Source organism: Kitasatospora sp. NPDC094028, from assembly GCF_049543595.1.
Classification (GTDB): domain Bacteria; phylum Actinomycetota; class Actinomycetes; order Streptomycetales; family Streptomycetaceae; genus Kitasatospora.
In genome coordinates, this window is the sequence record NZ_JBMVFA010000006.1 from 19,261 (window position 1) to 43,562 (window position 24,302).

A 24,302-nucleotide genomic window follows, 5' to 3' on the forward strand; every position below is an offset into this window, starting at 1 on the left:
TGGGCTCGGGCGCGGCGATCGTCAGCTGTCGCCCGGGGATTGAGCCGGGCAGCCGTCAACTGACGGCCGGGCGTCAGCCGAACGGGGATGCGGCGCGGGGCCTCAGGTCTCGCGCCGCAGTCGTGCGCCCACCCACCGGGCGCGCCGGCCCAGGATGCGCGGGATGCCGAGCTGCCGCCGCTCCGCGCGCTGACGGCGCTCGACGCCGTCGAAGCCGAGGTCCTCCGCCCGGTCGGGGCGGTGCGCGGAGCGCTGGGGGCTGTTGTGGCGTCGGCCGCGCGGGGCGCTGCCGCGATCGGGCATCCAGGTCATACCGGAATGGATGCCCCTGGGCCGGTCGGGGTAACCGCGCGGGTTCCGCCGAGATTGGCCTATGCGGTTGTCATATGAGCCGGGATTGACGGGAGTTGGGACCGGAGGGCCCCTCTCCGGTCCTCGCACGCGCGGGTCACGCCCCGAGGCTCACTCCTTGTGGCGGCCGACCCAGTCCAGCAGCTCGGCGGTGAACTGCTCCGGCACCTCCTCGTGCGGGAAGTGCCCGACCCCCGGCAGCAGCCGCCAGCGGTACGGCGCCGCGACGTACTCGCCGCCGCCGAGCGCGGTGTGCGACAGCAGCACCGGGTCGGCGGCGCCCTGGACGTGCAGGGTCGGCGCGGTGATCGGCTTCTTCATCCGCCGGGCGAACTGGATGCCGTCCGGCCGCGCCATCGAGCGCATCAGCCAGCGGTAGGGCTCGATCGAGCAGTGTGCGGTGCTGGGGATCTGGATCGCCTGCCGGTACGCGTGCACGGCCGCCTCGTCCAGGCCGTTCGGGCCGGTCCACTCCGCCAGGTACCGGCCCACCAGCGCGGCGTCCTCGGCGACCAGCCGGCGTTCCGGTATCCACGGCCGCTGGAAGCCCAGCACGTGCTCGAAGGCGGCGAACTGGCGGCGGTCGGTCAGCAGCGCCCGGCGCAGGTCCCTGGGGTGGGCGGCGGAGACCACGGTGAGGCTCTGGATGACCGAGGGCCGCATCACCGCCGCCACCCAGGCCAGGGTGCCGCCGGAGGCGTGCCCGACCAGGTGTGCCCGGGGCTCGCCGAGCGAGCGGATCACCCCGGTGATGTCCAGGGCGAGGTTGCCGGGGTCGTACCCGCGCGGGGTGCGGTCGCTGCCGCCGATGCCCCGCAGGTCCAGCGCCACCGCCCGGTAGCCGGCCTTGGCGAGCGCGGTCAGCTGGTGGCGCCAGGCCCACCAGTACTCCGGCCAGCCGTGCACCAGCAGCACCAGGGGACCGGAGCCCAGCTCGGCGATGTGAAAGCGGGCGCCGTTGGCGGCGAGGTCGCGGTGCGTCCACGGGCCGGGCTGACGGATGCTCCACGCCTCGGCGGCTCCGTCCTCGCCCTTCCCGTCCCGGCCGGGCCCGGCGACGGGGCCGGAAGCGGCCCCGGAAGCGGCCCGGTCACCGGGGTCGGAGCCGGGGCCGGAATCGGCGGACGGGCGCGCGGGTACGGGCTTCTGGTCGAGCGGCATACCGAGAGCGTGTCACATCCGCGTGGCGCGGACGCGCCCGGCACTCGCTGTCGGCGGATCCGAGCGCGCCCGCGCTTGACGGGACGCCTTCCGGGGCGCCTCCGGGGCGCTTGACGGGACGCTTTACAGGGCGCCTCCGGGGCGCTTTACGGGATGCGGCCCAGGGCCCGGTCGATCTCCTCCTTGGTGGCCGGGCGCGGCCGGGCGGTCTTCAGCACCTCGGCGGTCTTCTGGACGCCCTCCATGGTGCGCTCCGGCTTCTGGATGCGCTTGAAGAAGCGCACGGCGATGAAGCCGACCACGCACGCGAGGATCAGGTGGAGGACACCCGAGAGCGCGAACGCCCCGCCGAGCGGCACGCCCAGGAAGTGGATGAGGTAGGCGATCGCGATGCTGAACATCGGCACGGAGGCGAGGGCGATCACGCCGGCGACGGCGATGAAGAGGCCGCCGGAGACGCCGCGCTTGACGTCCGCCCGGATCTCGGACTTGGCGAGCGCGATCTCGTCGTGGACCAGCGCGGACAGGTCGGCGGTGGCCGCGGCGAACAGCTGCCCCACCGAACGCTCGCCCTCGTGGGGCGCCCGGCCGTTGCTGGACGGGTCTGCGGTTCCTGTGGGCATCAGCGATTCTCCTCTGCGGCTGTGGGGCTCTGCGGCTGTGGCGTGACGCCGCCGGATGGTGCGGTTCCGGTGGGCCGGTGGGGGCACCGGAGGCGTCCGTGGACTGTCGACAGCTCAGAATCATGCCTCCACCGGTCTGTCGGACACCACTCCGGGGCCCCGGCGGAGTGGTGTCCTTCAGCCTCCGGGGGCGGTGCGGGGGCGGCCTCCGGGGCTTCAGCCAGGGGTTCCCGGTTCCCCGTCGTCGAGGCGGACGGCCGCACTTCCGGCCGAACTTCCGGTGGGATCTCCGGTGGGATCTCCGGTGGGACTTCCGGCGGGGCTCCGGGTCGGGTGCGCCGCCGGGCCGTCTGCCGGGCCGTCTGCCGGGCCGTCGCCCGGGCGAGACGCGAGCCGGGAGGTGCCGGGCCGCCAGGCCGGGTCGTCCGCCTGGTAGACGTCCGGGACGCCGTCGCCGTCCACGTCCCGGTCCTCCTCCTCGCACAGCGCGCGGTAGTGCCGGTTGCGCAGCTTGAGCAGGACGGTGGCGACCACCGCGCAGAGCAGCGAGCCGACCAGTACGGCCGCCTTGGCGCGCTCGGCGAGCGTCGGATCGTTCGGGAAGGCCAGTTCGCTGATCAGCAGTGAGACGGTGAAGCCGATGCCCGCGAGCACCGAGACGGCGAACATGTCGGCCCACTTGAGCCGCGGGTTCAGCTCGGCCCGGGTGAAGCGCGCGGCCAGCCGGGTGCCGCCGAAGATGCCGACCGTCTTGCCGACCAGCAGGCCGATCACGATGCCGAGCGGGGCGGCCTGGGTGAACACCTCGCGCAGCGCCGAGCCGGAGATCGTCACCCCGGCCGAGAACAGCGCGAACACCGGGACGGCCAGGCCGGCCGAGAGCGGACGGACCAGGTGCTCGATGTGCTCGCCGGGGGAGTGCCGCTCGTCGCCCTCCCGGTGGCAGCGCAGCATCAGGCCCATCGCGACGCCCGCCACCGTGGCGTGGATGCCGCTCTCGTGCATCAGCGCCCAGACCACGACGGCCAGCGGCACGAACAGGTACCAGCCGTGCACCCCGCGCCGGTGCAGGAACCAGAACAGCACCAGACCCGCGAAGGCCAGGCCGAGCGCCCAGAACTTGATCCCGGAGCTGTAGAAGACGGCGATGATCAGGATCGCGATCAGGTCGTCCACGACGGCCAGGGTGAGCAGGAACGCGCGCAGCGGGGACGGCAGGTGGCTGCCGACCACGGCCAGCACGCCGAGCGCGAAGGCGATGTCGGTGGCGGTCGGGATCGCCCACCCGGCCGGGTGGCCGCCGCTGCCGGAGTTGACGAGGGCGAACAGGATCGCGGGCAGCGCGACCCCGCAGACGGCCGCGATCACGGGCAGCAGCGCGGCACTCGGGGTGCGCAGCTCGCCCGCCACGAACTCGCGTTTGAGCTCGATCCCGGCGACGAAGAAGAAGATCGTCAGCAGGCCGTCCTTGGCCCAGGTGGCCAGGGAGAGGTCGAGGTGGAGCGGTGCGGACGGGCCGACGGTGTAGTCCAGCAGGCTCTCGTACGCGTGCGGCCACATGTTGGCCCAGACCAGCGCGATCACGGCGGCGCCCAGGAGCAGCACGCCGCCGACCGTCTCGGTGCGCAGGGCGTCGGTGATGAAGGTGCGCTCGGGCAGGGACAGCCGGCCGAGCAACTGCCGACGTCGGGGCGTCGACTGGGGGGCGGGCGGCTGGTCGGTCACGCGTGACCTCCTGAGGGGCTGGGAGCGGCAACGGTTGCACGGGTGGTGCAAGTGCCGACCAGACTTCCCGGCGCGCCCTGTGACGCCCGGATTCCTGCGGGAGGACCTTGATGCGTCCTTAGCAGTCTACGGGACGTTCGAGTGACGACCGGATTGTCCTATTCAAGGACTTAAGCCCTGAGGCCCCTTTCTGCACTCCCGAGGAGCAGCCGCCCGGCACCCGAACGGCCCAGGCCGAGTGCAGTCGGGTGAACGCCTCCCTATCGTCGGTCGCAGACGCCGCCCGGTCCGGGCCGGCGCACATCCCCCCTCGCTGTGCTGGAGGCACGACCATGCCCGGTGGTGGCACCGCCCTGCCCGAACCGCCCCTGTTATCCGGTGAGCCCGCGATGCCGCCGCCCGGCGCGGGCGGCGCGTTCCATCCGTGTGGTCCGGACGTCCCCGCCGACCTCGACCGGCTGCTCCGCCCGCTGTTCCGCGCCGCCGGACCGGACGGCGGCATCGCCGTCGCGGTGATCCGCGGCGACGAGCGGACGGTCGCCTGCCGGGGGCACGCCGACCGCTCCGGCCAGCGCCCGGTCCGCGCCGACACCCGGTTCGAACTCGGCTCGGTCACCAGGACCTTCACCGGGCTGCTGCTCGCCGAGATGGCCGCCCGGGGCGAGGTTCGGTACGACGATCCGATCGACTGCTACCTGCCCGCCGGTGCCGTCCCCGGCTACCCGCACGAGCGGCCGATCACCCTGCTCCACCTGGCCACCCACACCTCCGGCCTGCCCCGGCGGCCGGTCGGCCTGCTACCGGCGGCGGCCCCGCGCTGGTTCACCCGCCCGTGCGCGACGTTCGGCCCCGCGCACCTGCTCAGGGCGCTGCCCCGGACCCCGGTGCGGGGCACCCCGGGCACCCAGGTGCGCTACTCCAGCCTCGGCTGCGGACTGCTCGGCCTCCTGCTGGCCAACGCGGCCGGGCAGCGCTACGACGACCTGCTGGCCGCCTGGGTCTGCGGGCCGCTCGGCCTGGTGGACACCTCCTGCGGCCCCGGCCGGGAGGACGCCACCGGGTACCGGCGCGGCCGATGGGTGCCGTCCTTCCGGCTGCCCGCGCTGCCCGGCGCGGCCGCGGTGCGCTCCACCGCCGACGACCTGCTCCGCTACCTGCAGGCGCACCTGTCGCTGGACGCGGTGCCGCTCTCCGACCGGGCCGACGCGGCGGTGCTGCGGACGGCCCTCGGCGAGGTCCGCCACCCCAGGGCCGGGCGGCGGCGGGCCGGCGGCACCCGGGTCTGCCTCGGATGGAACCACCGCTCGCTGCGCGGGGCGGAGACGGAGGTGGTGCTGGCGCCGGCGGTGGAGGAGACAGCGGGGGCGGAGAGGGCGGAGAGGCTTGCGGAGGCGGCGGAGGCGGCGGAGGCGGCGGAGGCGGCGGACGGCCCGGGCAGCGAGCCCGGTCCGCCGGGTGCGGCCGACTCGGCCGGTGCCGCCGAGGAAGGCGCCGAGCTGGTGTTCCACACCGGCTCCACCCGGGGCTCCGGCGCCTTCGTGGGGTTCAGCCCGCGGGCCCAGGTCGGCCTGGCGGTGCTGGTCGGTGCCCGCTCGCCGCGCAGCCGGGGCCTCGTTCAGAGCGCGTACGAGACGCTGCGCACCCTGGCCGCGGAACGCCGGGCGGAGGCGGCGTACTGACGGAGTGACGGGCCGTCGATCGTGCGGCGGTGCCCCGGGCGGTGGGGACCGCCCGGGGCACCGTCACCGGCCGCGCCGGTGGGTTCGGCAGCTGTGCCGGGATGCTCAGCCGTTGCTGCCGGTCGGCGGCAGCTGGGCCTGGATCTGGCTCATCACCGTGCTGTCGGCGAGGGTGGTGGTGTCACCGACCTCGCGGCCCTCGGCGATGTCGCGCAGCAGGCGGCGCATGATCTTGCCCGAGCGGGTCTTCGGCAGCTCGCCGACGACCTTGATCTGCTTGGGCTTGGCGATCGGGCCGAGCGTGCGGCCGACGTGCGCCCGCAGCTCCTCGACCAGCTCCGGGCTCTCGGTGGCGCCGCCGCGCAGGATCACGAAGGCGACGATGGCCTGGCCGGTGGTCGCGTCGGTGGCGCCGACCACGGCGGACTCGGCCACCGAGGGGTGCCCGACCAGCGCCGACTCGACCTCGGTGGTGGAGATGTTGTGGCCCGAGACGAGCATGACGTCGTCGACCCGGCCGAGCAGCCAGATGTCGCCGTCCTCGTCCTTCTTGGCGCCGTCACCGGCGAAGTAGCGGCCCTCGAAGCGGGACCAGTAGGTCTCGATGTAGCGCTGGTCGTCGCCCCAGATGGTGCGCAGCATGGACGGCCACGGCTCGGTGAGCACCAGGTAGCCGCCGGAGCCGTTGGGGACCTCGACGGCGTTGTCGTCGACGACGGTGGCGGCGATGCCCGGCAGGGCGCGCTGGGCCGAGCCCGGCTTGGTCTCGGTGACGCCCGGCAGCGGGCTGATCATGATGGCGCCGGTCTCCGTCTGCCACCAGGTGTCCACGATCGGGGCCTTGCCGGCGCCGATGTGCTCCCGGTACCAGATCCAGGCCTCGGGGTTGATCGGCTCGCCGACGCTGCCCAGCACCCGCAGCGAGGACAGGTCGAACTTCGCGGGGATGTCGTCGCCCCACTTCATGAAGGTGCGGATCGCGGTCGGCGCGGTGTAGAGGATCGTCACGCCGTACTTCTGGACGATCTCCCAGAACCGGCCCTGGTGCGGGGTGTCCGGGGTGCCCTCGTAGATGACCTGGGTGGCGCCGTTGGAGAGCGGGCCGTAGACGATGTACGAGTGGCCGGTGACCCAGCCGATGTCGGCCGTGCACCAGTAGACGTCGGTCTCCGGCTTGAGGTCGAAGACGGCGTGGTGGGTGTAGCTGGCCTGGGTGAGGTAGCCGCCCGAGGTGTGCAGGATGCCCTTGGGCTTCCCGGTGGTGCCCGAGGTGTAGAGGATGAAGAGCGGGTGCTCGGCGTCGTGCGCCTCGGGGGCGTGCTCGGTCGACTGGCGGGCGGTGATCTCGTGCCACCAGACGTCCCGGCCCTCGGTCCAGGGGATGTCCTGCTCGGTGCGGCGGATCACCAGGACGTGCTCGACGCCGTCGACCTTGGTCAGGGCCTCGTCGATGGCCGGCTTGAGGGCGGAGGGCTTGCCGCGGCGGTAGCCGCCGTCCGCGGTGATGACCAGCTTGGCCTGGGCGTCCTGGATGCGGGAGGCGACGGCGTCGGCGGAGAAGCCGCCGAAGACCACCGAGTGGGTGGCGCCGATCCGGGCGCAGGCGAGCATCGCGACGACCGCCTCGGCGATCATCGGCAGGTAGACCGCCACCCGGTCGCCCTTGCGGACGCCTAGCTCCAGCAGCGCGTTGGCGGCCTGCGAGACCTCGTCCTTGAGCTGGGCGTAGGTGATCGAGCGGCCGTCACCGGGCTCGCCCTCGAAGTGGATCGCGACCCGGTCGCCGAGGCCGTTCTCGACGTGGCGGTCGACGCAGTTGTACGCCACGTTGAGCTTGCCGTCGGCGAACCACTTGGCGAAGGGCGGGTTGGACCAGTCGAGCGTCTCGGTCGGCTCGACGGCCCAGCTGAGCCGGCGGGCCTGCTCGGCCCAGAAGGCCAGGCGGTCCTCGGAGGCCTGCCCGTACGCGGCCGCGGTGACGTTGGCGGTTGCGGCGAGCTCTGCCGGCGGGGCGAAGCGCCGCTCCTCCTTGAGCAGGTTGGCCAGGCTCTCGTTGCTCAACGCGCACTCCTCATCGAGTCATGATCGGGGACGATCCCGTGCGTGGGGATTGTCCCGTGTGTCCCAGCGCACAGCTCACCAGGCGAACGTGCCAGTTGACAAGAGGCTCCTGGGAATTGGTGTAGACCTTTGACCGATGGTCGAACGGTCGCCCGGCCTGTTCACACAGCGGGACATGCTAGACCGCGAGGGGATGTGCCGGACCGCTTTCGGGTGCGCGCGGGTGCGTCCGGGTGTGTGTGGGGGCGTGCGGGGGCGTCGGGACGTGATGAGCCGCGTCGGGGTGGGCCCGTGCCCCGGCCCGCCCGGCGGGGGCACGGGCCCGGCTCTCAGGCGGCCAGTCGCGGGCCCTCCTCACCGTCGCCGGTCGGGGCCGCGCCGGACGTCCCCGGGTGTTCGACCGTTGCCGCCGACCGGTCGGGGCCGGCGGCGGGTGCCCCGGTGTGCGCTCCGGCGCGCGGCTTCGGGCGAGCTCCCGGCGCTGCCCCACGGTCGGTGTCCGCACGGGTCTCCGCATCGGCCTCGTTGCGGGCCTCGTTGCGGGCCTCGACCGGGCTGAACCCCCCCGCGGCGCGGTCGAGGACGTACGCCTGCGCCGTCGCGAAGTCGAAGTACATCCCGACCAGTCGCAGGCTGCCCTCCTCGACCCGGCGCTCGACCGCCGGATTCGCCATCAGCTGGTCCAACTGCTGCACGACGTTGGTGATGCAGAGCTGCTCCACGAGGTCCACCACCGGCCGGTCGGAGAACTCGGCGGGCGCCCGGCGGAGCCGGTCCAGCGAGCCCCGGCCGTTGCGCAGCCAGCGGGTCAGCGGGCTGGGGGGCCCGGGGCGCTCGTGCACGCCGTCCAGCAGGGCTTTCATCGCGCCGCAGCCGGAGTGGCCGCAGACGGTGATCGAGCGCACCTCCAGGGACTCGACGGCGTACTGCACCGCCGCCGCGACCGAGTCGTCGGCCGCGCCCGGCTCGAACGGGGCGGGCACCAGGTTGCCGACGTTGCGGACGGTGAACAGGTCGCCGGGGCCGCTGTTGGTGATCATGCTGGTGACCATCCGCGAGTCCGCGCAGGTCAGGAAGAGCTGGGAGGGTGTCTGCCCCTCCCGGGCCAGCCGGGCGAGTTCGGGCCGGATCAGCGGGGCGGTGTGCTGCTGGAACACCCGGACGCCGTCCAGCAGTCGACCGTGCGGGTCCTCCCGCTGCTCGATGCAGTGGTGACCGACCCAGGGCGTCCAGGCCCGGCAGCGGTGCGGGCCGGGCGAACTGCCCGCGCGCACCGTGCCGTCCGGGTCGAGCACCTCGTCGGTCTGGCGCCGCGTCACCATCGAGACCCGGCCGCCCGTGCCCTGGTGTCCCGTCCGCCAGCTGTGCAGCGTCTCGTACGCGGCGTGGTCCAGGAAGGAGCCGTCGTGGACCACGGTGACCTCGCTGCCGGCCGGGACGCCCGCCAGTGCCCGACTCAGCCGCGGGACGGCGGCGAAGGTGAGCGGGCCGTGCGTCTGGACGGTGACCGAGCCACCCGGCCCGGTCTCGACGTCCACGTGGGCGCGGGTCAGCCGGTAGAGGGCGAGCAGGACGGCGGTGCCGGCGCCGAGTGCGACGCCGCCCAGCACCCCGAGGACCACCACCCCGACCACGGTGGTCAGGTAGACCGGGAACTCGCGGTGCCGGTGCACGTTGCGGATGTGCGCGAAGCTCACCATCTGGAGCCCGACCACCAGCACCAGGGCGGCCAGCGCGGCCAGCGGGATGCGGCGCAGCCCGCCAGTCAGCACCAGCGCGGCGACGAGGACCCAGACGCCGTGCAGCACCGCGGACCACCGGCTCTGCCCGCCGGCCCGCACGTTGGCGGTGCTGCGGACGGCGCCCCCGGCGATCGGCAGCCCGCCGACCAGCCCGCTGACGATGTTGGCGAGCCCCTGCCCGCGCAGCTCGCGGTCGAGGTCGCCGGTGCGGCGGGACATCCGGTCGACCGCGACGGCGGACAGCAGCGACTCCACGCTGGCCACGGCGGTCACGGTGAGCACGGCGGCGAGCACCCCGGCCAGCGGGCCGTGCGGCAGCGCGGGCAGCAGCGCGTGCGGCTCCCAGGGGGGCAGCTGGATGTGGGCGAGCGGCAGGTCGAGCGCCAGGGCGAGCGCGGTGGCGGTGGCGACGGCGGCCAGCGGGCCGGGCACCCGGCCCAGCCGGGCGCCCAACTCGCCGGCGCGGCCGGGCAGTCGACCGAGCCGGGGCCAGCCCAGCAGGACGGTCGCGGTCACCGCGCCGACCAGCAGCGCGGGCGGGTGCGGTCCGGCCAACTGCCCTGGCAGGGCGAGGACGTTGGCGATCGCGGAGCTCTGCGGGGAACCCCCGAGGACGACGTGCAGCTGGGCGATGGCGATGGTGAACCCGACTCCGGCCAGCATGCCGTGCACGATGGCGGGCGAGACGGCGAGTGCCGTCCGCGCCACCCGGCGTACGCCGAGCAGGAGTTGGAGCAGTCCGCCGGCCAGGGTGATGGCGCAGGTGGCCTGCCAGCCGTACTGGGTGATCAGTCCGGCGGTGATCACGGTCAGTGCGGCGGAAGGACCGCTGACCTGGAGCTGGGTGCCGCCGGCCAGGCCGACCACGATCCCGCCGACCGCCGCCGCGGCGAGACCCGCGGTGAGCGGGGCACCGGTGGCGAGAGCGATGCCGAGGGAGAACGGCACGGCGATCAGGGCGACGACCAGGGAGGCGGAGAGGTCCTGCGCCCAACGCGCCCGGGGTGTCCCGCCCGGAGGTGCGTGGTCGGTGGTGTCGGAGGCGATGGGGGCACTGGAGATGTCGAGGGTCATGGTCTTCCCGTCTGTCCGGTGAACGAACGCAGTCAGGTCCGGTGATGAGTCCGGAGTCGGGCTCCGGGGCGGATCGGCTGTCGTGGGTCGCGACGGTGTGGCGGGATGGCGTGGGCACGGCGGGGAGTGCGGGTGTCACCGGCCGGCGTTGACCATCAGGGCCCGCCAGGGGCCCGGGTGAGGTGCGGGAGGTCTCACCGAGGACCGTCGGGACGGACCATCAAGACTCGGTAAACCGAGAGTAATGAAAGCTTTGCACAGCGTCGTTCGGAGAGGGAAGCGGAAAACTCCTGATTCACCCCATTGGGTGGTGGCCGAACGGTCGGGAATCTGCTGGTGGCGGTGGGTGGACCGGGGTGCGGCACGGCGAACGGGCCGCGGCCCGCCCCGGAACGGAGGGAGGCCGCGGCCCGTTCGAGCGGAGCCGGGGTGGGGCGGGTCAGGCGGGCGCGCCCGCCGGGGCCGGCTGCTCGCCGTCCGCGAACTCGCCCAGCACGAAGGCCTCGTCCACCTGGGTCGCGAGGTCGATGCCGACCTTGGCGTTGGCCCAGCTCTCCGCGTTTCGGCGGTGGAAGAGCACCGCCTGCGCGGTGTAGCGGTGCGCGTCGCGCAGTGCGTACGCCGCCTCGGCCTCGACCCGCAGCTGCTCCAGCACCGCCCGGTTGCCCGGCTCCAGGGTCTTCAGCGGGGGCTCGGCCCCCTGCTCCAGGCGGCGCACCCAGTCGGACTGGCCGAAGGTGGTGAGCAGGTCGTCGCCGACCTCGCGGCGCAGGAACGCCAGGTCGTCCGGGCCCTGCACCTTGTTGCCGATCACCCGCAGCTGCACCCCGAAGTCGCGGGCGTAGTCCTTGTACTGGCGGTAGACGGAGACGCCCTTGCGGGTCGGCTCGGCCACCAGGAAGGTCAGGTCGAAGCGGGTGAACAGGCCGGAGGCGAAGGAGTCGGAGCCCGCGGTCATGTCGGTGACCAGGTACTCCTCCGGGCCGTCGAGCAGGTGGTTGAGCAGCAGTTCCACCGCGCCGACCTTGGAGTGGTAGCAGGCCACCCCGAGGTCCTCCTCGGTGAACGCGCCGGTGGCCAGCAGCCGGACCGAGCCCTCGTCCAGCGCGATCGGCCGGGCGCACGCGGCGTAGACCGGGTTCTCCTCGACGATCCGCAGCAGGCGTGAACCACGCCCGGGCGGCGTGGTTTTGATCATCTCGTCGGCCGAGCGGATCAGCGGGTTGCTGCCGCGCAGGTACTCCTTGATCTCCGGCAGGTGCCCGCCGAGGGCCGGCAGTCCGGCCGCCTGGTCGTCCGTCAGGCCGAGTGCGGGGCCCAGGTGCTGGTTGATGTCGGCGTCGACGGCGATGACCGGTCGGCCGGTGGCGGCCAGGTGGCGGATGAACAGTGCGGACAGTGTGGTCTTCCCGCTGCCGCCCTTGCCGACGAAGGCGATCTTCATCTGGGACTCCGGCTCTCGCTCTGGGCCCGGTCGGGGCCGCCTGCCCGGGAGCCGCGCGCGGCGGCGGCACCCCTAACTGGAAATCGTTATCGTCTCCGATAGTGGCCATGCTAGCCGGGGTTTGGGCCTCCCTGGGGGAGGGAAGTGAGGATTGCCTCTAACGGGTGATGCGGGGTTGCTGTTCCGGGAGGGGCGGCCCGTTCATTACTCTCGGGTAGGTGAGCACTGGAACTGATCCCCTCGCCCCGCTGGCCCAGCTCCCCGGAGTTCCCGACGCGGTCGCCGAGGTGCGCAAGGCCGTCGACCGGCTCTACGGCCACCGGGTGATGCGCCGCCGCGCGGCCGAGGTCACGTCCGAGTCCGCCCTGCGCGGCGCCCGTGCGTCGGCGGCCCTGGCCGGCGCCGACTGGCCGCTGGAGGAGGTCCGGCGCCGCAGCGACTTCAGCGCCGACCCCGAGGCCCGGACGATCGGCGCCGCCCTGCGGGTGGCCGCCGAGGCCGGTCAGCTGCTCAGCGTCTGGCGGCACTCGCCGCTCCAGGTGCTGGCCCGGCTGCACCTGCTCGCGGTCGGCGACGCCGACCCCGCGGCCGGGCGGCCGCGCCGGGCGGGGGAGGGCGCCGAGGAACTGTTCCCGCTGGACCTCCCGGCGGCGGAGACCGTCGAGTCCTTCGAGGCCGACCCGGCGGCGCCGGCGCCCGTCCTGCCGCCCGCCCCGGACGCGGACGAGGTCGCCGCCCGGCTCGACCAGCTCTCCCGGCTGCTGGTGGCCCGCGCCGAGGGTCAGGGCGTGGGCACGCCGGCCCTGGTGGTGGCCTCGGTGGTGCACGGCGAACTGCTCGCGCTGCGCCCCTTCGGCAGCCACAACGGGGTGATCGCGCGGGCCGCCCAGCGCATCGTGCTGATCGCCGAGGGGCTCGACCCGAAGTCGATCTGCCCGGCCGAGGTCGGTCTCGCGGAACTCGGCACCGGCGCCTACCGGCGGGCCCTGGCGGGCTACCTGGCCGGCACGCCCGAGGGGATGGCCGCTTGGATCGGCCACTGCGGCAGCGCGCTGCGGCTCGGTGTGCGGGAGAGCACGGCGGTCTGCGAGGCGATGCAGCGCGGGATGGTCTGAGCGGTTCCCGCCGGGGCCGCGGCCCCGCCCGCACCCATGGAAATGCGGCGGCACCTGATCCTGCCGGGTGCCGCCGCTGGTCCAGATACCGGGTGACCAAGCATGCACCGGAAGTGCCGATCAGACGGGGATCTCCTGCCCGTTCGTCTGGTCCGGCGGCCCGACAGCGGGTCGGCTGCATGTGGGTGCTCGGTTATCTGTACACGCGGTCCGTGGGCCTGAACTGCGTTGTCGGTTCGACCTCTTCGGGTCCTGACCGGGTCTCGCGGGCCGTGCTTCATTTGTATCGCGTTTCGGGCGAAAGGGGAACCCGAAAAGTGAACTGTGCGGCGATTGCCCGTTTTGCCCATTCGACTCGGAGGGCGGACCTCAGACGGCCGGGCGGCGGCGCCGGGCCAGGTACCAGATCACCCCGGCGGTCGCGACGGCCGTCCCGACCGCCACCGCCGTCAGCACCGAAGGGCTCGGGGCGGAGAACTCCGGGAGCCGCCGCCGCAGTTCCACCGGGCGGTCGAAGACCAGCACCGGCCACTCCCGGGCCTGCGCCTCCTTGCGCAGTGCGCGGTCGGGGTTCACGGCGGAGGGGTGGCCGACCGCCTCCAGCAGCGGGAGGTCGGTGGAGGAGTCGCTGTAGGCGTATGACTCGGCCAGGTCGTAGCCCTCGGACGCGGCCAACTCCCGGATGGCGGCGGCCTTGTTCTCGGCGTACGCGTAGTACTCGATCTCGCCGGTGTAGCAGCCGTCCTCGACCTTGAGCCGGGTGGCGATCACGTGGTCCGCGCCGAGCAGCGCGCCGATCGGCTCGACCACTTCGGACCCCGAGCTGCTGACGATCACCACGTCCCGGCCGGCCGCGTGGTGCTGCTCGATGAGTGAGGCGGCCTCGTCGTAGATGATCGGATCGATCAGGTTGTGCAGGGTCTCGGCGACGATCTCGCGGACCTGCTGGACGTTCCAGCCCCGGGTGAGCGATGAGAGGTACTCGCGCATCCGCTCCATCTGGTCGTGGTCCGCGCCGCCGGCCAGGAAGACGAACTGGGCGTACGCGCTGCGCAGCACGGCCCGACGGTTGATCAGGCCGCCCTGGTAGAAGGGGCGGCTGAAGGCGAGCGCACTCGACTTGGCGATGATGGTCTTGTCGAGGTCGAAGAAGGCCGCCGTGCGGGAGCCACCCGGCTTCGGGCGGACCGGCTGGCGGTGCTCCTCGGGCCCGGTGGTGTCGCCCGGGGACTCGTCGGCGTGATCGTCGGCGTTCTCGGTGGTGTCCACGGGAACCGAGGATAGAGGGAGCCGCAAAACAGCCCGCCATTCGGCGTACTCGTGGGCGTGCGGGTTTGTGTTTCTGGCCGCTCGGGTACACCATGGAAGTCACGGATCGTTCGCGACCGTGCTAACCCGGTCCGGCTCCTCCCCCCCGAGTCGGGCCGTGGATAGACGACCCCCGCTCTCCCCCCCGGCGGGGGTCGTCGCACGTCCGGGGCCATTTTCAGGCCTTGAAGGGCATCCGCGCAGGCGCCGGGTCCGCTCCGCCGGCGGTGTACAGGGGGTGTCGGTGGCCCGGTCGGCCGCCCGGATTTCGTCACTCTGCGTTGTCGTTTGCATGGATCCGCCGCACGTCGCCCGGCTGGTTCCGACCGGCGGTTTCCCACCCCCGCGCAGCCTCGTCCGGTGGTGCCCGAGGGATGTCCGGGCCCGGTCGGTCGGGTCGGTATGGAGTGCCGGTTCATCTCCGTGATCCCCAATCGTCAATTCTTTGCCGATTAGCCCCCCGCCCGGGTGAACGCTTAGCCATTCGGCACATGAGTTATCCACAGGGAATCGGAACGCGGCGGACGGAATCCCGATCTCCCCCCACCGTGGTCGTCGGCGGCGGTCGCCCGGCCCGGCCTCACCCCTTCCTCTGGAGGCCTGCCGGGCGGCCGTCCGCCGGAACCGTCCGACGTGCGCCGCCGGCCTGTGGGCCCGCGGCGCGGAGGGGAGCCACCATGTCGACGCCGATCGCCGACCACGTCACCGCCGAGGGGCCCGGGAGCACCGGACCGCTCGTCGTCACCGAGGACGAGGGCCTGGCCGAGCACCTGCTGCGGCTCTGCGCCGCCGCGGGGGCCGAGCCCCGGCTGGTCCGCGGCGCGCCGCCGACGCGCGAGCACTGGGACGCCGCCTCGCTGGTCCTGGTCGGGGACGACCAGGTCCAACGCTGCGCCGGGCTGGCCCGGCGGGCCGGCGTGCTGCTGCTCGGGCTGGACCTCGACGACCCCGGAGTCTGGGTCCGAGCCGTCCAACTCGGCGCCGAGCACGTGCTGTTCCTGCCCGACGCCGAGGCCTGGCTGCTCGACCGGATCGCCGACGCGGCCGAGGGCGCCGGATCGCCGGCGGTCACCGTGGCCGTGCTCGGCGGCCGGGGCGGAGCCGGGGCCTCCACACTGGCCTGCGCCCTCGCGGTCACGGCCGCGCGGACCGGGCGGCGCACGATACTCATCGACGGCGACCCGCTGGGCGGCGGCCTCGACATCCTGCTCGGCGGCGAGACGGTCCGGGGGCTGCGCTGGCCCGACCTGGCCGGCTCCCGCGGGCGGGTCAGCGGGGCCGAACTGGCCCGGGCGCTGCCGGCGCTCAAACGGCTCTCCGCGCTCTCCTGCCTGTCCTGGGACCGCGGCGACACCCTGACCGTGCCACCGGAGGCCATGCGCAGCGTGCTGGCCGCCTCCCGGCGGCGCGGCGGGCTGGTGGTGGTCGATGTGCCCCGCCATCTCGACGCGGCCGCCGGGCAGGCGCTGGAGCAGTCCGACCTGGCGCTGCTGGTGGTGCCCGCCGAGCTGCGCGCGGTCGCGGCCGCCGACCGGGTGGCGGCGGCCGCCCGGATGCGGCTCGGCGACGTCCGGGCGGTGGTGCGGCGGGTGCGAATCTCCGGGCTCCCGGCGCGCCGGATCGCCAGGAGCCTGCGGCTGGAGCTGGTCGGGGAGTTGGAGCCCGAACCGGGCCTGTCCCACGACGTCGACAAGGGCGTCCCGCCCGGGAGCCGGGAGACCGGCCCGCTCGCGCGCTTCTGCGCGACCTTCCTGAACGAAGTGCTGCCGCCGGTGCCGGCGGTCGGAGGAGGTGTGTACTGATGGTCCGTCTGCGCAGGACGACCCCGCGGGGCGGGGCACCGGCCACGGGCGACGGTGTGCGGGAACACCGGCCGCTCCGGAGCGTGCCGCCCCCCGGAGCCCCGCCCGGGGCCGAACACGGGCCCTGCCCGTACGGGCGCACGGCCCGCGAGGAGCGGACGGCGGAGCTGGTGGACGCGGTACGGCTGCGGCTCGCCGAGTCGGGGGCCGCCCCGACCGCGGGCTCGGTCGCGGCCGTGCTGCGGGCCACCAGGCCGCCGCTCGGCGGGGACGAAGTGCTGGACACCGTGCGCTCGCTGCGCGCCGAACTGGTGGGTGCGGGCCCGCTGGAGCGGCTGCTGGCAGCGCCGGACGTCACGGACGTGCTGGTGAACGGTCCGGACGAGGTGTGGGTCGACCGTGGCGGCGGCCTGCACCGAGCCACCGGAGTCCGCTTCGCCGACGCCGAGGCGGTACGGCGGCTGGCCCACCGGCTGGCCACCGCGGCCGGGCGGCGCCTGGACGACGCCCGGCCCTGGGTGGACGCCCGGCTGCCGGACGGCACCAGGCTGCACGCCGTGCTGCCGCCGATCGCGGCCGGCTGCACGCACATCTCCCTGCGGGTGTGTCGGCCCCGGCCGTTCACGCTCGACGAGTTGGTGGCGGGCGGGGCCCTGCCGCCGGAGGGCGCCGACCTGCTGGCCGGCATCCTGCGGGCCAGGCTGTCGCTGCTGGTGTCCGGCGGGACGGGTTCGGGCAAGACGACCCTGCTCGCGGCCCTGCTCGGCCTGGTCGGGCCGGAGGAACGGCTCGTCGTGGTCGAGGACTCGGCCGAACTGCGACCGGACCATCCGCACGTGGTCCGGCTGCAGAGCAGACCGCCGAACCAGGAGGGGCTGGGCGAGCTCACCCTGCGGGATCTCGTCCGGCAGGCGCTGCGGATGCGCCCGGACCGGCTGGTGGTCGGCGAGGTGCGCGGGGCCGAAGTCTCGGACCTGCTGGCCGCGCTGAACACCGGGCACGAAGGCGGCTGCGGGACCGTCCATGCCAACACGGCCGCCGACGTGCCGGTCCGGCTGGAGGCCCTGGGTTCGCTCGCCGGGCTCGACCGGCCGGCCCTGCACAGCCAACTGCGCGCCGCGCTCGACGTGGTGGTCCACCTGGTCCGGGAGCCGGGCTCGGGGCGGCGCCGGGTGGCGGAGATCCACATCCTGGCGGGCGACCGCGAGGGCCTGGCCGTCACCACCGAGGCGGTGGCGTTCCCGGCGGCTGGCGGGATGGCCCCCGGGCCAGGCTGGGCGCGGCTGACCGGGCTGCTCGCGGCGCGCGGGGTGACGCTCGCGGAGGGGCCGACGTGACGGCGGCGGTGGCCGGGCTGGCGGGCCCGGAGGCGGGGGCGGTGGAGCTCGCCTTCGCGCTGCTGCTGATCGGCTGTGCGGCGGGCGCGGTGGCACTGCTCGGTGCGTGGACCAGGAGAGGCCGGTGAACACGGAGGTGAATGACGTGACGCAGAGTCAGATCGCGTTCTGCTGGACGATGGCGCTGTGTCTGGCGGCCGTCCTCGGGTGGCGCGCGGTGCAGGACCAGCTGCCGGGCGGTCGGCGCGCCAGACTCGTACTGGCGGGCACCGGCCCGCCGGCGTCGGCGGCCGGGCTGGAGTCGGGGTCCGCGCAGCCTGCGGGTCCGGATTCCGGTTCGGAGGCGTTCGCTCGGGCCCGCCTGCGGATCGCGGCCGCCGTGGTGCCCGAACTGCTGCTCCTGCCCGCAGGGTTGGCGGCATGGTGGGCCACCGCCTCTCCGGTGCCGGCGCTCGTCGCGGCCCTGGCCGTCCTGCCGCTGCGGAGGTGGCGGCTGCGACGGCGCCTGGCGGCGGAGGCCGGGCGGCGGGCCACGGCCGTGGTGGAGCTGTGCGCCGCGCTGGCCGGGGAGTTGCGCAGCGGGGCGACACCCGAGCAGGCGCTCCACCTGGTCACCGCGCGCCTCTCCACCGACCCGCAGGCGCTGCGCCGGCTCGGCGAGGAACCGGTGGCGAGGCTGGCGGCCGGCCGCTACGGCGGGGACGTGCCCGGTGCGTTCCACCTGCTCGCCGAACTGCCGGGCGGCAGCGGGGCTGCAGCGATCGCGGCCTGCTGGCGAGTGGCCTCGGACGGCGGGTCCGGGCTCGCCGCCGCGCTGGACCGGGTCGCCGAGGCGTTGCGCGGCGAGCGGGCGCTGGCGGAGGAGATCGCCGGGGAACTGGCGGGGCCCAGGGCGACGATCGCCGTCCTGGCCGTGCTCCCGGCCGCCGGGCTGCTCCTCGGCGCTGCGCTCGGGGCCCGCCCGTTGGACGTCCTGCTGCACACCCCCGCCGGGCTGGCCTGCCTGGCGGTGGGCACGGCCCTGGAGGGGCTGGGGGTGTTCTGGACGGCCCGCATCGTCCGGGCGGCGGCCCGGGGCGGTCTGGAGGCGCCCCGAGGGCCTGGCGGCCGGGGTGCGGGCGGGGTGTCGGCCCGGGCGCGGCCGTCGGGCCGGGGCGGCGGGATCCCGCGGGTTCGGGCGCGTGGCTGGGAGGTGCGGCCGGGGTGAGGCGGGCCATGGAGTGGGTGGCACTCGGGAGTTCGGCGGCGTTGGCCGGCTGGGCGCTGGTGCCGCCGGTGCTGCGGGGGAGGGCGAGGCGGCGGCGGGCGCTCGCCTGGGAACGGGATCGGAAGGGGGTTCGGGGGCGGACGGGCCCGGCCGGGCCGGGTGACGAGCGCGGGCGGCGGGTGGCCGTGGCGGTCGCGGCGGGGCTCGGCGCCGTGTTGCTGCTCGGCGGCGCCCTCGGGATCGGCGCCGGGGCGCTGCTGGCGGTGGGTGCCTACCGCTGGTCGGCCCGGGCGCGGTCGCCGACGCGTCGGCGGGCGATCCGCGAGGAGGAGCTGCTGACCAGGCAACTCCCCCTGGGTGCGGAGCTGTTGGCGGCCTGCCTGGAATCGGCGGCCTCGCCCTCGGCGGCCGTGGCGGCGGTCGGGCGGAGCGTGGACGCCCCGCTGGGGCCCCGGCTGGTCGCGATCGGAGCCGAACTGGCTCTGGGAGCACCGCCGGAGCTGTGCTGGCGCCGGTTGGGTGAGCAGCACCCGGCACTGGCTCCGCTGGCCCGCTGCCTGGTCCGGACGACCCTCGGCGGGGCCCCGGCGGCGGAGCCGCTGATCGGGCTCGCCCAGGGGCAGCGGACGGCGGCGGCCCGGACGGCCCACGCCCGGGTCCGGCGGGCGGGGGTGTTCGCCACCGCGCCGCTCGGGCTCTGCTTCCTGCCGGCCTTCGTGCTGATCGGCGTGGTGCCGGTGGTCGTCGGGCTCACCGGCCGCTTCGCGCAGGCGATGTGACCGGGGGCGGCAGGGGGATCGGGATGGGATTCGGAATCGGAGACAGGAGGACTTCATGACTGCGGTGATCGTGACGAGGCCCGGCGGCGGGCGTGAGCTCGGGCGGTTGCCCGGGGCATGGCGGCGCAGGGGCCGCCGGGTGGCCTGCCGGGTGCGCCGGACGGCCCGGCGCCGGGGCCGGTCGGATGCCGGAATGACCACGGCCGAGTACGCCGTGGGGACGCTGGGGGCGTGCGCCCTCGCGGCCGGGCTGTACAAGGTGGTGACCAGCGCGACGGTGACGGGGGCACTGACCGACCTGCTGGAGCGGGCGCTCCATGCGACCTAGCCGGTCGGCGGTGCGCGGCGGCCGGGCCTGGTCGCTGCGGCCGAGCCGCCGGGGCGACGCGGGTTTCGTCACCGCGGAGACGGCGGTGGCCCTGCCGGCGCTCGTCCTGCTCGCCGTGATGCTGATCTGGGGCGTGCTCGCGGCGTCCGCGCAGATCCGCTGTGTGGACGCCGCCCGGGTCGGTGCCAGGGCGGCCGCGCGGGGCGAGGCGGATGCCGCCGAACTCGCCCGCGCCGCGGGCCCGCCGGGGGCGCGGGTGCGGGTGTCGCTGGCGGCCGACACGGTGCGGGTCGAGGTGGAGGCGCCGTCCGCGGCGCCGGGCCGGTTGGGCGGGCTGCTCGCGGTGCGGGTCGGTGCGGCCGCCGTGGCCGCGCGGGAGGACGTGCTGACCGGGATCGGGGAAGGAGGTGAGGGCGGTTGGCCGTCCTGACCGGGCGGGGCCCGGTGGCGGGGCGTTGGGCGGTCGTGGGGCGGTGGGCGCGTGCCCGTGCCGCTCGGGCGGCCGCGGCGGGCGGGTACGGGCCGGACGCCGGTTCGGCGACGGTCTGGCTGCTCGCGCTGGCGATGCTGGGGACGGCGGTGTTCACCGCGACGATCTCGGTCGGCGCGGTGGTCGCCGCCCGGCACCGGGCCGAGTCGGCCGCCGATCTGGCGGCCCTCGCGGCGGCGGACCGGCTGCTGCTGGACCAGGACGGCGGGTGCGGGCGGGCCGCGGGGATCGCCGCGGCCCAGGGCGCCGCGCTGGTGTCCTGCACGGTGGACCAGGCGGCGGACGCGGTCGAGGTGGTGGCCGAGGTGCGGGTCGGCGGCCTGCCGGTGCGGCTGCCGGTCGGCCCGGCCAGGGCGAGGGCCCGGGCCGGACCGGTGCGGGCCGCGGTCACCGCCGCCGAGGACGGCCTCGGCGGTGCGGCGGCGGGCTCATGACTCGTCCGCCGGGCCGGGGGCGTCCCGCGGGCCGGGCTCCGGGCAGTCGGGCGGGCCGTCCGCCCCCGGGGCTCCGGCCAGCAGGACGTCCAGCAGCCGGACGGCGGCCGCCTTGTCCAGCGGGTCGTTCCCGTTGCCGCACTTGGGCGACTGGACGCAGGACGGGCAGCCGCGCTCGCACTCGCAGGAGGCGATCGCCTCGCGGGTGGCCGCCAGCCACTGGGCGGCCTGCCGGAAGCCGCGTTCGGCGAAGCCGGCCCCGCCCGGGTGGCCGTCGTAGACGAACACGGTGGGCAGCCCGGTGTCGGGGTGCAGCGGGACGGAGACGCCGCCGATGTCCCACCGGTCGCAGGTGGCGAACAGCGGCAGCAGGCCGATCGAGGCGTGCTCGGCGGCGTGGGCGGCGCCGGGCAGTTGGTCGTGCGGGATGTCCGCGTCGAGCAGCTGGTCCTCGGTGACGGTCCACCAGACCGCGCGGGTGCGCAGTGTGCGGGGCGGCAGGTCGAGCTTGCTCTCGCCCATGATCTCCCCGGTGGAGATCCGCTTCCGTAGGTAGCCGACCACCTGGTTGACCACCTCCACGGAGCCGAAGCAGAGCCGGCCCTCGCCCCAGTGGACGGTGGTGTCGGTGTCGAGGACGGAGATGGAGGTGATGTCGCGGGCGGCCGTGCTGTAGGGCGGGTTGGCCGGTTCGACCAGGGCGACCGAGTTCTCCAGGTCCAACTCCCGGACCAGGTAGGTGCGGCCCTGGTGGAGGTGGACGGCCCCGGTGTGGACGGTGGTGTGGGAGGCCGCCGCGTCCACCGTGCCGAGCAGTCGGCCGGTGTCGGCCTCGACGATCTGCACCGGGCTGCCGCCGCTGCCCCGCAGGTCGACGGCGTCGGCGGCGCGTTCGCGGCGGGTCCAGTACCAGGTGCCGTCCCCGCGCCGGCGCAGCAGGCCGCGCCGTTCCAGGACGGGTAGCAGCGGCGCCGTGGAGGGCCCGAACAGTTCCAGGTCGGCCTCGGTCAGCGGGAGTTCGGCGGCGGCCGCGCACAGGTGCGGGGCGAGCACGTGCGGGTTGTCGGGGTCGAGCACGGTGGCCTCGACCGGAGCCGCGAACAGCGCCTCCGGGTGGTGCACCAGGTAGGTGTCCAGCGGGTCGTCCCGGGCGATCAGGATGGCCAGGGCGCCCTGGGCCTCGCGGCCGGCCCGGCCCGCCTGCTGCCAGAGCGAGGCCCGGGTGCCGGGGTAGCCGGCCATCAGGACGGCGTCGAGGCCGGAGACGTCGACGCCGAGTTCGAGGGCGGAGGTGGAGGCGAGGCCCAGCAGCCGGCCGGAGTGCAGCTCGCGCTCCAACGCCCGGCGTTCGTCGGCGAGGTAGCCGCCGCGGTAGGCGGCCACCCGGTCGGCGAGCGGCCGGCCGAGCTGGTCCTGGGCCTGCAGGGCGACGAGTTCCGCGGCGCGGCGGGAGCGGACGAAGACGACCGTCCGGGTCTGCCGCTCGACCAGGTCGGTCAGCAGGTGCGCGGCCTCGGCGGTGGCGGTGCGGCGCACCGGGGCGCCGTGCTCGCCGACGTTCTCGGTCAGCGGCGGCTCCCAGAGGCCGAAGACCATCGGCCCGCGCGGCGAGGCGTCCTCGGTGACGGCGACGGCGGGCAGGGCGGTGAGGCGCCGGGCGGTGGCGGCCGGGTCGGCGGTGGTGGCGGAGGCGAGCAGGAAGGTGGGTGACGAACCGTAGCGGGCGCAGATGCGGCGCAGCCGACGCAGCACCTGGGCGACGTGCGAGCCGAACACGCCCCGGTAGCTGTGGCATTCGTCGATCACCACGTAGCGCAGCACCTTGAGGAAGGAGGCCCAACGGGCGTGCGCGGGCAGGATGCCCCGGTGCAGCATGTCCGGGTTGGTGAGCACGTAGGAGGCGTACTGGCGGACCCACTCGCGTTCCTCGGGCGGGGTGTCGCCGTCGTAGAGGGCGGACCGGACCCTGGGCGGGGCGAGTTCGGCGGCCCGGCGCCGCTGGTCGGCGGCGAGGGCCTTGGTCGGCGCCAGGTAGAGGGCGGTGGCGCCGCGGCCGTTGCGGGCCTCGGTGCCGTCCAGCAGGTCGCTGAGCACCGGTGCCAGGTAGCCCAGCGACTTGCCCGAGGCGGTGCCTGTGGCGATCACCACAGTCTGGCCGGATTTGGCCAGTTCCATCGCTTCTGCCTGGTGCGCCCAGGGCTGTTCCACACCCACGGCGTGCGCGGCGGCCCTGATCTCCGGTCGGATCGTGTCGGGCCACGGCGAATAACGCGCAGGTCGCGCGGGAAGGTGCTCCGTATGGGTGAGCCGATCGGACCGCCCCCGGCTGGTGGACAGGGTCGTGAGCAGTGCCTCGGGCAGGCTGTGTCGGGGCGGCATGGGGACCCAGTGTGTCACCGGCGTGACGCAGAATCGTCGTAAGCCATCGTGCGGGCATGGTCGCAGGTGGTTGAATGTGGCCGTGACGGCCGTATGGCCGTGGGTCGCAGCGCTGAGGCTTGCCACGCGTTGGCTGGGCGCGCCCGGGCTCGCGACCATGCGGTGGCGGCCGTCCGGCCGAGGATCGCACATGACGTAGCAAGGCAAGGTGCTGGAGGTTCCGTGGACCTGTCCCTGTCGACCCGCGCAGTCGGCGATCGTACGGTCGTCGAGGTTGGCGGCGAGATCGATGTGTACACCGCCCCGAAGCTGCGCGAGCAGCTGGTCGAGCTCGTCAACGACGGCAAGTACCACCTCGTCGTCGACATGGAAGGCGTGGACTTCCTCGACTCGACCGGTCTCGGTGTGCTGGTGGGCGGCCTGAAGCGGGTGCGTGCCCACGAGGGTTCGCTCCGCCTGGTGTGCAACCAGGAGCGCATCCTGAAGATCTTCCGCATCACCGGCCTGACCAAGGTCTTCCCGATCCACACCTCGGTGGACGACGCGGTCCAGGCGACCGACTGACACGGCCGGGCCGGTCCTCGCGGGCCGGCCCGCCCCGTTCCACGCGTCCGGGGTGCCGGGGCCCGTGCGGTCCCGGCGTCCCCGGCCGCCCCGAGGCCGGTTCGACCGGCCCGCAGGGGCCGCACGCCCGGCCCCGGTCGGAGCACCCCGAGGGGGAGAGATGGCAACCGTCGAACTTCGATTCAGCGCGCTTCCCGAGCACGTGCGGACGGCCCGCCTGGTCGCCGCGGCCGTCGCCAGAAGGGCCGGGGTCGACGAGTCGGTGCTCGACGAGGTACGGCTCGCGGTCGGCGAGGCGTGCTCCCGTGCGGTCGGTCTGCACCAGCGCGGCGGCATCGGCGGCACCGTGCGGGTTGCGTTGACCGATCAGGAGAAGCGTTTCCTCATCGAGGTCGAGGACGAGGCCGGCCCTGCCGCCGTCCCGGCCTCCGGCGCCACCGGTGGCGACCCGGACGAGGACACCCTGGGCCTCGCGGTGATCACCGGCCTGGTCGAGGACCTGGAGGTCACCAACGGCGCGGGCGGTGGCCTGATCCGGATGAGCTGGCCGGTTTCAATCCCTTCCGTGGCGGTCTGAACCGGGCTCCCGCGTCCCCGGGCACCCACATTCAGGGGGTCCCGCAGCTCCGGGCACCCGTGCGCCCCGGCCCAGCGCTCCGTATCCGCTTCCCGTCCGAACTCCGGGACCGCGTAGTCAGT

21 protein-coding genes are annotated in these 24,302 nt (G+C 74.7%); 12 read left to right on the forward strand and 9 right to left on the reverse strand.

Features of this window, described 5'->3' with window-relative positions; genetic code table 11:
- Positions 1–102: 102 nt before the first annotated feature.
- From ACPC54_RS11830 to nhaA, 4 genes are all read right to left on the reverse strand, one after another.
- The gene (locus ACPC54_RS11830; RefSeq protein ID WP_498963882.1) at positions 103–312 is read right to left on the reverse strand and encodes a hypothetical protein; all 210 of its coding nucleotides are present in this window, start codon (positions 310–312) and stop codon (positions 103–105) included.
- Between the two features lie 150 nt (positions 313–462).
- Positions 463–1,512, reverse strand: coding sequence for an alpha/beta fold hydrolase (locus ACPC54_RS11835; RefSeq protein WP_498963884.1), 1,050 nt, complete (start codon positions 1,510–1,512; stop codon positions 463–465).
- A 146-nt stretch (positions 1,513–1,658) separates the two neighbouring features.
- Positions 1,659–2,135 carry a phage holin family protein gene (locus ACPC54_RS11840; protein ID WP_498963886.1) on the reverse strand — a complete coding sequence of 159 codons (477 nt, stop codon included), beginning with the start codon at positions 2,133–2,135 and terminating at the stop codon, positions 1,659–1,661.
- A 216-nt stretch (positions 2,136–2,351) separates the two neighbouring features.
- On the reverse strand, positions 2,352–3,860 hold the full coding sequence (gene nhaA, locus ACPC54_RS11845) for a Na+/H+ antiporter NhaA (protein WP_498963888.1): 1,509 nt from the start codon (positions 3,858–3,860) through the stop codon (positions 2,352–2,354).
- A gap of 332 nt (positions 3,861–4,192) precedes the next feature.
- Between nhaA and ACPC54_RS11850 the strand changes: the two genes are divergently transcribed.
- On the forward strand, positions 4,193–5,539 hold the full coding sequence (locus ACPC54_RS11850; protein ID WP_498963890.1) for a serine hydrolase domain-containing protein: 1,347 nt from the start codon (positions 4,193–4,195) through the stop codon (positions 5,537–5,539).
- Positions 5,540–5,644: 105 nt separating this feature from the next.
- Here ACPC54_RS11850 and acs read toward each other — a convergent pair whose 3' ends face one another.
- From acs to ACPC54_RS11865, 3 genes are all read right to left on the reverse strand, one after another.
- Entirely contained in the window at positions 5,645–7,600 is a 1,956-nt protein-coding gene (gene acs, locus ACPC54_RS11855) for an acetate--CoA ligase (RefSeq protein WP_498963892.1), read from the reverse strand.
- 329 nt (positions 7,601–7,929) lie between these two features.
- Complete coding sequence (locus ACPC54_RS11860) at positions 7,930–10,416, reverse strand: SulP family inorganic anion transporter (protein WP_498963894.1); 2,487 nt, start codon at positions 10,414–10,416, stop codon at positions 7,930–7,932.
- A 439-nt stretch (positions 10,417–10,855) separates the two neighbouring features.
- Positions 10,856–11,860, reverse strand: a complete 1,005-nt coding sequence (locus tag ACPC54_RS11865) for an ATP-binding protein (protein WP_498963896.1) — start codon at positions 11,858–11,860, stop codon at positions 10,856–10,858.
- A gap of 218 nt (positions 11,861–12,078) precedes the next feature.
- Between ACPC54_RS11865 and ACPC54_RS11870 the strand changes: the two genes are divergently transcribed.
- Positions 12,079–12,975 carry a Fic family protein gene (locus ACPC54_RS11870; protein WP_498963898.1) on the forward strand — a complete coding sequence of 299 codons (897 nt, stop codon included), beginning with the start codon at positions 12,079–12,081 and terminating at the stop codon, positions 12,973–12,975.
- 369 nt (positions 12,976–13,344) lie between these two features.
- Here the strand turns inward: ACPC54_RS11870 and ACPC54_RS11875 are convergent, their stop codons facing one another.
- Positions 13,345–14,244, reverse strand: a complete 900-nt coding sequence (locus ACPC54_RS11875) for an HAD family hydrolase (protein ID WP_498963900.1) — start codon at positions 14,242–14,244, stop codon at positions 13,345–13,347.
- A 716-nt stretch (positions 14,245–14,960) separates the two neighbouring features.
- Here ACPC54_RS11875 and ssd point away from each other — a divergent pair.
- The 8 genes from ssd (at position 14,961) to ACPC54_RS11915 (ending at position 20,660) form a co-directional block, all read left to right on the forward strand.
- Positions 14,961–16,085 (forward strand): septum site-determining protein Ssd, encoded by a 1,125-nt coding sequence (gene ssd / locus ACPC54_RS11880; protein ID WP_498963902.1) that lies wholly within the window; start codon positions 14,961–14,963, stop codon positions 16,083–16,085.
- A gap of 83 nt (positions 16,086–16,168) precedes the next feature.
- The gene (locus tag ACPC54_RS11885) at positions 16,169–17,422 is read left to right on the forward strand and encodes a TadA family conjugal transfer-associated ATPase (RefSeq protein WP_498963904.1); all 1,254 of its coding nucleotides are present in this window, start codon (positions 16,169–16,171) and stop codon (positions 17,420–17,422) included.
- Complete coding sequence (locus tag ACPC54_RS11890; RefSeq protein WP_498963906.1) at positions 17,419–17,550, forward strand: hypothetical protein; 132 nt, start codon at positions 17,419–17,421, stop codon at positions 17,548–17,550. The genes ACPC54_RS11885 and ACPC54_RS11890 overlap by 4 nt, the downstream gene beginning before the upstream one ends.
- 17 nt (positions 17,551–17,567) lie before the next feature.
- Complete coding sequence (locus tag ACPC54_RS11895) at positions 17,568–18,629, forward strand: type II secretion system F family protein (protein ID WP_498963908.1); 1,062 nt, start codon at positions 17,568–17,570, stop codon at positions 18,627–18,629.
- Positions 18,630–18,637: 8 nt separating this feature from the next.
- Entirely contained in the window at positions 18,638–19,408 is a 771-nt protein-coding gene (locus ACPC54_RS11900) for a type II secretion system F family protein (protein ID WP_498963910.1), read from the forward strand.
- Positions 19,409–19,601: 193 nt separating this feature from the next.
- Positions 19,602–19,736, forward strand: coding sequence for a DUF4244 domain-containing protein (locus tag ACPC54_RS11905; RefSeq protein ID WP_498963912.1), 135 nt, complete (start codon positions 19,602–19,604; stop codon positions 19,734–19,736).
- Positions 19,726–20,166 (forward strand): TadE family type IV pilus minor pilin, encoded by a 441-nt coding sequence (locus tag ACPC54_RS11910; RefSeq protein WP_498963914.1) that lies wholly within the window; start codon positions 19,726–19,728, stop codon positions 20,164–20,166. The genes ACPC54_RS11905 and ACPC54_RS11910 overlap by 11 nt, the downstream gene beginning before the upstream one ends.
- Entirely contained in the window at positions 20,154–20,660 is a 507-nt protein-coding gene (locus tag ACPC54_RS11915) for an Rv3654c family TadE-like protein (RefSeq protein WP_498963916.1), read from the forward strand. The genes ACPC54_RS11910 and ACPC54_RS11915 overlap by 13 nt, the downstream gene beginning before the upstream one ends.
- Here ACPC54_RS11915 and ACPC54_RS11920 read toward each other — a convergent pair.
- Positions 20,655–23,039 (reverse strand): DEAD/DEAH box helicase, encoded by a 2,385-nt coding sequence (locus tag ACPC54_RS11920; protein ID WP_498963917.1) that lies wholly within the window; start codon positions 23,037–23,039, stop codon positions 20,655–20,657. The two genes, ACPC54_RS11915 and ACPC54_RS11920, sit on opposite strands and share 6 nt — an antisense overlap.
- Before the next feature lie 222 nt (positions 23,040–23,261).
- On the opposite strand from ACPC54_RS11920, the gene bldG reads away from it, so the two are divergent.
- Together bldG and ACPC54_RS11930 are read left to right on the forward strand one after the other, a co-directional pair.
- Positions 23,262–23,603, forward strand: a complete 342-nt coding sequence (bldG, locus tag ACPC54_RS11925) for an anti-sigma factor antagonist BldG (protein ID WP_045698282.1) — start codon at positions 23,262–23,264, stop codon at positions 23,601–23,603.
- Between the two features lie 160 nt (positions 23,604–23,763).
- A complete protein-coding gene (locus ACPC54_RS11930) occupies positions 23,764–24,180 on the forward strand; it encodes an ATP-binding protein (RefSeq protein WP_498963920.1) in 417 nt (138 codons plus the stop codon).
- Positions 24,181–24,302: the final 122 nt, after the last annotated feature.